This window comes from Clostridium sp. UBA3061 (assembly GCF_002367465.1).
In the GTDB taxonomy this organism is placed as follows: Bacteria; Bacillota; Clostridia; order Clostridiales; family Clostridiaceae; genus Clostridium_J; species Clostridium_J sulfidigenes.
This window is the reverse complement of record NZ_DFCF01000014.1, coordinates 339,648-347,111: the sequence shown is the minus strand read 5'-3', so window position 1 is coordinate 347,111 and position 7,464 is coordinate 339,648. Positions and strand designations below refer to the sequence as shown.

Sequence of the window (7,464 nt, the reverse complement as noted above, 5' to 3'; positions counted from 1 at the left end):
ATTTTTCTTCAGAACGATATATGAAGCAATAGCGGGCGACAAAATATAGATTGCAAAAGGAATATTCATCCCGAATTGCTGTAACGAGTGAACCCAATTGTAAACGGAGTATCCGAACTGCCCAAGAATAATCAAAGCACCTGACACAACATAGGCTATGCAAAATGTCAGCATCGTAAATTGTACTATAATTTTTTTATCTGTCATGATTTCTTCACCTCACATTTTAAAGTATTCATTAAATTTTACATTTAACCTAATATTTGCTTTATGCCAATTCAAAATTAAGCTCTCAAAATATATCTAATCTCCATTACAAATTCTTATTTTCCAGTAGTTTAATAGTCAACTAACTCACATAATACTATTATATTCTAAGTAAACCATTATTTATATATTTATTTTATACCGTACTAATATCAATCCTTAACTGTAAGCATAATCCTAAGTGAAGTTAGTTCATCATTCTTATATAATGTAACAAGTATTGCATAAGTGATTGGATTAGAAGGGGAGCCTTTAAGGTTGTTTCATATAGTTTTAATTGGAAAGAGATTTATAAGGAAGAAGAAAATAAAGATCTTAGAGAGTAATCTGAAATTAATTACGCAGATATTTACAAACGGTTACATAATAATGAAAATTATGGTATAATAAAGTAAATAGACAATTTGTTTATAATTTTCAAATAAAGTCCAGCAATTATTGCTGGACTTTGCTAATATCCCATACTATAGAAATATAGTTTTTAATAATTAAGTTTTTAAAGATTTTTCAAAATTTACTCTTGATAATAATACAATTACGACTTAATTAGAATGTTCCTATATTACCAGTATTTACACAACATAGAATCAGAAGAATAGATTTAAATGAATATGGAAAGCTAGATATTTATATAGTAAAAGGATTGGTGGGAAAATATATGTATTTACCAAATAAGCTAGAAAAAATACTTGCAGGTATGCACTTTGAAGCAGATAAAGAAGGTATGTCGAAAGCAAAAGTAATTAAGTGCTTTGATATGGATAAATCTTATTATTTAAAGATAGAAAAAGTTAATGATGAAGTGATTAGAGAATATGAGATGTACCAGTGGTTGTATGGAAAACTAACAGTACCAAAAGTGATTTATCGTGTGCTAGAAGATGACATTTCTTATATGCTAATAGAGAATGCAAAAGGTCAGATGCTAGAAGATGAAGCATATAGAAAAACTCCAGAAAGATTAGTTCATTTAGCAGCCATTGGTATAAAGAAATTGCAGAGTGTTGATATCACAGAATGTAATTTTAACAGTAGAATAGAGGAAAAATTAGAAAAAGCAAAATGCAGGATTGATCATAATTTGATAGGAAGAGTGGATAGAAATAAATATACGGAAGGCCTTGAAACATCTAGGGATGTACTTAATTATCTCCTAAGGAATAAGCCGGTAGAACAATTAGTGTTTACACATGGAGACTATTGTTTTAACAATTATTTTACAGATGGTAAAGATATTACATCCTTTATAGATATGGGACGAGCAGGAGTTGGCGATCTATATCAAGATATTGCATTATGTGTTCGTGAGTTAATGGATTTTGATTCAAGATATACAGATATGCTATTTGAAGAATTAGAAATAAAACCTGATTATGCAAAAATAAAATACTATATTTTATTAGATGAGTTATTCTAATTATGTATAAATTGAGGAGTAGAAATTACAAAGCAGGGTTATCTTATGAATACAAGTATTAGGGGGGATAATGTTGGCGAAAATCAAATTGCAAGACTTAATAACAGTATTAAAAAGTGATGTAGTAAAGTATAATTCATGTATTGAAATGAACTTTTGTATTGATGATGACACAGAATATGAAGATTGCTGGCTTGGGAAAATGCAAGATAGAGATAATCCAGATAAAGAAGTATACTGGTATGGATTAACATCAGATGACTTACAAGCCTATGATTATGCTAAATTAGAGGATATTTTAAATTCTAAAGTATTTCATGGCAAAAGTTTGTGTGATGTCATTGAAAAAATAACTTGGTATTCATTAGATGGATGTAGTATAGAGGAAAGATTACCAGATTACCTTGATGATTATTCAATAAAAGCAAAGAGGTCTGCACCTATATATGAAATATAGAGATGTATTAGAAGGTTATATAAAATTAGATTATCATAGGAAAATGAAAAAGTGGGGGATAAGAATGGAAAATATAAATATAGAAAAACAAATACAACATCTATTAAAAGGAAAATCTATAGAACTTGTACCTGTATCTGAAGAACATATGGAGTTTATATGTAATGAAGAAAGTGATGAAGAGTTATGGTGTTATGAGGAACATGTTGAGACTGACAAAAATCGTATTCGAAAGAAGTTTATTAAGCGAATTGAAGAAAATGATGTTTTTGATTTTATAGTTAAACGCAGTTCAGATGGGGTACAGATGGGAGTAGTTTATATATGGGAATGTATTACTTCACGTAAGAGCTGGGAAATTGGATATGTTATGCTGCCTGAGTTTCAAGGTAATGGATATTGTTTAGAGAGTGTACAGATTTTGCTATCTTTTGCATTTAATGAATTGAAAGCTCATAAGGTATTAGGTATGTGCCATTGCGAAAATAAAAAATCTGCATCAATAATGGAAAAAGCAGGTATGTCAAAGCAGGGTGTATTTAGGGAAGAGTATCTATGTGGAGGTAAGTGGGTCGACCAATTCTATTTTAGTATGCTGGATCGAGAATATCATAATAATTATAAAGAAGGTTAATATATCACGACAGTATTTTTTATTTAATAACTCAAATTATAATAAACGTTATTCATACACTGACTAGAGCATCTCTTTATAGAGGTGCTTTTTGTATTTTAAAACATTTTATTGTAATTGTTCTATAATAAGTATTATAATTATGATTGTATATGGAAAATTGGATAATTGTAGAATATTATTCACTAATTGATAAAAGGAGTAGGAATATGAGTGATATCTTTGTATGTAAAAGTGAGAAGGAATTTATTCCAGGATTAAAATTAAATAAAGGATTTTACTTTGATATTATAAAACCACTAATAGATAAGCAATATCCGGATCTTCGATATGCAGCAGCGCTCGTTGGACATTGCTCAGATGTATTGGGGTTTGATGACTATAAATCCACTGACCATGTTTGGGGGCCCAGATTACAAATTTTTTTAGAGGAAGAAAACTTTAATGATGTAAAAACTAAGTTAGATACCCTCTTCAAATATAACCTACCCTTTGAATATAAGGGGTTTCCAACTAACTACAAGGCTGTCGAAAAATGGACTAATAATGGTTATATGCAATATAAGAATACATATCCTATTAACCATTTTGTAGAAATAAATACGGTAAATGCTTTTTTTAACAATGATATAGTTGTTAATCAACATAGAGAAATAGATTTTAAGGACTGGATATCCTTCCCAATACAGCATCTACTAGAACTAACAAGTGGAGAAGTATTTTATGATGGAATTGGAGATTTAACTAAAGCAAGACAAGCTATTCAATTTTTCCCAAGGAATGTTTTGCTCTTACGTTTATTTATACTATGGAAATCAATTAATGAGGAACAAGCTTTTATAGGTAGATGTGCAGAAAAGGATGATAGAATAGGTGAAAGTATTATTACGAATAGAATAATAAATAAGCTAATGAAGATATGTTTTTATTATGAAAAAAATATTATCCCTATAGCAAGTGGTTCGGAGTTGCTTTCAAAAGGCTTGAAATATCGAGTGCTATATCTGCTTTAATAGAGATGGCCATAGCTTCACCTGAAAGAAAAGAACGGGAAGCAGCTTTATGTAACTTATACATTAATATAATAGATAAACATAATTCTATAGGCTTAACAAGTTATGTAGAACCTAAAATTATAAACTATTATAGTAGGGATTATCTTGGTTTTGATTCAGAAATTATATTAAAAGAATTAAGCAGTGAAATTAACTGGAGTAATATAAAAGATATTGATTTACTATCGAGAATAGAATTGTTTGATGATTCTAATTTTGGATGTAATTATTCTATTAACAAAAGAATAGTTGAAGCGTCAGTAAATAGAAACAAATAATGTAAAGCAATAAACATAATATTTAAAATCGTAATCTTAATAGATTAGGTAATAAAATTTAATATAAATAACTACTATAAAAAATTATAAGTATGATTATCTTATAAAGACAAGTACTGAGGTGAGAGTAATATCCCATAGTCTTTTTATAATTAAGAGGTGAAATTAATGATTTTATAATATTTAATAATAAATATGCTTTACCAAAATTGGGGGATAAAAAATGAATTTAGAATTTAAGGAATTTAAAATAGAACATATACGTGAAGTTAACAAGTGGCACTATGATGGAATTTATTCATTTTATGATATGCCATCAGAAGATGGTTTAAAGGAATTTTTAGCACCAGATAGCGAGGTAAGATATTTTGCCTGTTTTAATGGAGAAGATATGATAGGATTTTATTGCCACTGGTTAGAGGATGGACAAATGACCATAGGGTTAGGGATCAAACCTGAGTTAACGGGACAAGGCTTGGGCAAAGAATTTACCAGAGCATGCATTGAGTTTGGTATTAAAAGACTAAACTATAAAGGAAATAATGTTAAGCTAATGGTAGCATCCTTCAATGAAAGAGCAATAAAGATATATAAAAAGTTAGGTTTTAAAGAAACTGAAAGAAATGTATTGGAGACTTCTGATGGATATACGGAATTCATAATAATGGCTAAAAAACTGTAATATATTCTTGTATTTTTATAATCTGGTTACAATATTTTTATATTACTTATAAGTCATGTGAGATATTAAAATGAAAAAAATATATCCTTGACTAGTTTTAAATATAAATAGGTATATACTTACCTATTTATATAGGTAAAAATGGATATAGAGAACTATATAAAAATAAAAATATGAACCTATTTAACTATGGATATATTTAACTATTAAACTAGTTGTTGTCGCCATGCGGGTTTCAGGGTTTACTTATTTTTGAACGCGACATGAAATTGTTTATCAATGAGTTAGTAGGTTGAATTTACAAATGAATAATTGTAGGATATGACGAAATAAATCAGAGGAGGTCATAATGAAAGTTTCTGTAAATGAACTATTAAACATTGAAGAATTAGATGCAAGAGCCATATTTGAAGGGGTTAAGTATCCTTGGGAAGCTCTTACAGAAATTAAGGATTTCATTTTTGAATACGCAAAAAATCTGCCAAGCGATTTTGAAAGAATAAAGGAATTTGTATGGGTTGGCAAAGGCACTACTATAGAAAAAAGTGTTCTTATAAACGGTCCAGCGATTATCGGTTACAATTGCGAAATCAGGCATTCTGCTTACATTAGAGACAATGTTATCATTGGTAATGATGTTGTAATTGGAAACTCAACTGAAATTAAAAATTCAATCCTCTTTAATAAAGTGCAGGTTCCCCATTACAATTATGTTGGTGATTCAATATTAGGGTATAAAGCCCATTTGGGGGCAGGTGCAATAACCTCTAATTTAAAGTCTGATGGAACATTAGTTGTAATTAATTACGATGGAGAAGTTTTACCATGTGCAAAAATGAAGAAATTTTCATTAGGAAACGTTTATAAGGATAGTTTGATTAGCATTGTAAATAATACTTCCAGCAGATATTTAAAACAATTAGACTCATATATAAAATGCAGGAATTGTAATTTAGTATCACTTTGTAGAGGATGCCCGGCGACGGGATTTAATAACAATTGCGTTTTACATGATTTGTGTTGTTGGAGAGCAGATGTTAAATCTAACAAGGAGAATCTAATGAAATTATGTTAAAAGTATTAAAAAATAAAAACATAACTCTATTGTTATTAGGAAGAATGGTTTCCGTTTTAGGAAATTATGTACAACAAATAGTACTTATGTGGTATATATTAAAACAAACTAATTCTCCTTTAATTGCCTCTTTTAGTTTAATGATATGTTATATACCACGTATTTTCTTATCGCCGTTTGGTGGAATTTTTGCAGATAAGTATAATAAAAAAATTATTATGGCTGTGTGTGATTTTATAAGTGGCATTTTCGCTATAGTTTTAGGGTTATTTGTCTTTTATAATATTCATGTTTACATTATGATTTTAGTAAGCGTCTGTATGGCAATAGTAGATACTTTTTTTCAACCAGCTAGTTTAAGTATTGTTCCAGAGATAACAGACGATGAAATCTTAGGTATAAATTCCTTAAGTGCTACTATAACACAGGTTTCAAGTGTTATAGGGCCAATCATTGGAGGATTTTTATTTGGAATTTTTTCTCCAAGTATATGTTTTTTTATAAATGGTATATCATTTATTATTTCTGGCCTATCTGAATTACTAATCAAAACTAAAAACAGAATTCATAATGAAATTAAAAATTTGAATATCGGTAACAAAACCGTTTATAATATAAAAATAGGATTTCAAACATTGATAGAAAATAAGTTTTTATTATACACAGCACTTATTGGAGGAGGGCTTATAAATTTTTTCCTTGCGCCAATATCAATTTATATTCCTGTTTTCATCAATGATTATTTACATCTGTCCAGTACTTATTATGGGATAGTTTCATCTTGTATCCCAGCAGGTGGAATATTTATTTCTTTAGTAACACCATATATTGTTAAGTATGTTAAGCATAAAGTTTTAGCTTTATTGGGGTTTTTTATACAAGGTATTTCATTAATTTTATTTGGATTAGGTAATTCTATATATAGTCTCGCTATTAGCATGTTTATATTTGGTTGTTCTCTTACTATTGTGGGTATATCAATAAGAACAATTTATCAAGAAGAAATACCACAAGAAACTTTAGGCAAGTCTACAGCTGCATCAATGACGATTTCATATATAGCAACTCCATTAGGATATATGATTGGCGGTTTTTTAATTGAAAAGACCACAATAAATTTAATATTATTTATAACTGGATGCGCTGTTACAATATTAGCAGTTATTCAAGGAAGAATTTTTAGAAAAATTAATAAATGATTTAATGAACTGATCCCTATCAAGTAAACAGCGGAAATAATAGAAAAATTATGCAAGTACTAATCGAAATGGTTAGTACTTTTTTATGCAGAGATACCTGAGAGATAGTTACGCGGTATTAGACATGAAGTATACAATTTAAGCGATTCAGGTATTGGGTGTTGGTATTATAATAACACCCATCGTGTTGATCAATCGCCTTCCTCAAACTCTCAAAATCATTAAACTTATGTAAGTAGTACATCTCGAATTTCAAAAATCATTAGAGACCCTCATAGGTTCTTCGGCTTTTAATCTATCTAACTCCGTAAGTTCATCCTCAGACCTTGCGGTTGCTTTTTCAATCAACTATGTGCTTATACCAAATTATTCATATTTAACAGCCCAACTGCGAGTCTGA

8 protein-coding genes and 1 pseudogene are annotated in these 7,464 nt (G+C 29.1%); 8 read left to right on the top strand and 1 reads right to left on the bottom strand.

The annotated features are described in order from the left end of the window. Positions 1-207 (bottom strand): annotated as a pseudogene (locus B2P65_RS14035) (CPBP family intramembrane glutamate endopeptidase); the annotation flags it as partial. Between the two features lie 718 nt (positions 208-925). On the opposite strand from B2P65_RS14035, the gene B2P65_RS14030 reads away from it, so the two are divergent. The 8 genes from B2P65_RS14030 (at position 926) to B2P65_RS13995 (ending at position 7,064) form a co-directional block, all read left to right on the top strand. Then, entirely contained in the window at positions 926-1,684 is a 759-nt protein-coding gene (locus tag B2P65_RS14030) for an APH(3') family aminoglycoside O-phosphotransferase (RefSeq protein ID WP_346880365.1), read from the top strand. Positions 1,685-1,757: 73 nt separating this feature from the next. Beyond that, on the top strand, positions 1,758-2,141 hold the full coding sequence (locus tag B2P65_RS14025) for a hypothetical protein (RefSeq protein WP_346880364.1): 384 nt from the start codon (positions 1,758-1,760) through the stop codon (positions 2,139-2,141). A gap of 64 nt (positions 2,142-2,205) precedes the next feature. Continuing rightward, positions 2,206-2,775: a GNAT family protein gene (locus B2P65_RS14020; RefSeq protein ID WP_346880363.1), complete on the top strand. Its 570-nt coding sequence runs from the start codon at positions 2,206-2,208 to the stop codon at positions 2,773-2,775. Between the two features lie 209 nt (positions 2,776-2,984). After that, entirely contained in the window at positions 2,985-3,788 is an 804-nt protein-coding gene (locus B2P65_RS14015; protein WP_346880362.1) for a DUF4037 domain-containing protein, read from the top strand. 5 nt (positions 3,789-3,793) lie between these two features. After that, positions 3,794-4,108 (top strand): hypothetical protein, encoded by a 315-nt coding sequence (locus tag B2P65_RS14010; protein ID WP_346880361.1) that lies wholly within the window; start codon positions 3,794-3,796, stop codon positions 4,106-4,108. Between the two features lie 223 nt (positions 4,109-4,331). Beyond that, complete coding sequence (locus B2P65_RS14005; protein ID WP_346876775.1) at positions 4,332-4,790, top strand: GNAT family N-acetyltransferase; 459 nt, start codon at positions 4,332-4,334, stop codon at positions 4,788-4,790. Positions 4,791-5,139: 349 nt separating this feature from the next. Further along, positions 5,140-5,865: an SPASM domain-containing protein gene (locus B2P65_RS14000; protein ID WP_346880360.1), complete on the top strand. Its 726-nt coding sequence runs from the start codon at positions 5,140-5,142 to the stop codon at positions 5,863-5,865. Then, positions 5,859-7,064, top strand: a complete 1,206-nt coding sequence (locus B2P65_RS13995) for an MFS transporter (protein WP_346880359.1) — start codon at positions 5,859-5,861, stop codon at positions 7,062-7,064. Before B2P65_RS14000 ends, B2P65_RS13995 begins: the two co-directional genes overlap by 7 nt. Positions 7,065-7,464: the final 400 nt, after the last annotated feature.

Bases quoted from the DNA above. Each gene is read 5' to 3' on its own strand.
- B2P65_RS14030 (WP_346880365.1), top strand. From the start codon at position 926: ATGTATTTACCAAATAAGCTAGAAAAAATACTTGCAGGTATGCACTTT.
- B2P65_RS14020 (WP_346880363.1), top strand. From the start codon at position 2,206: ATGGAAAATATAAATATAGAAAAACAAATACAACATCTATTAAAAGGA.
- B2P65_RS14015 (WP_346880362.1), top strand. From the start codon at position 2,985: ATGAGTGATATCTTTGTATGTAAAAGTGAGAAGGAATTTATTCCAGGA.
- B2P65_RS14010 (WP_346880361.1), top strand. From the start codon at position 3,794: ATGGCCATAGCTTCACCTGAAAGAAAAGAACGGGAAGCAGCTTTATGT.
- B2P65_RS14005 (WP_346876775.1), top strand. From the start codon at position 4,332: ATGAATTTAGAATTTAAGGAATTTAAAATAGAACATATACGTGAAGTT.
- B2P65_RS14000 (WP_346880360.1), top strand. From the start codon at position 5,140: ATGAAAGTTTCTGTAAATGAACTATTAAACATTGAAGAATTAGATGCA.
- B2P65_RS13995 (WP_346880359.1), top strand. From the start codon at position 5,859: ATGTTAAAAGTATTAAAAAATAAAAACATAACTCTATTGTTATTAGGA.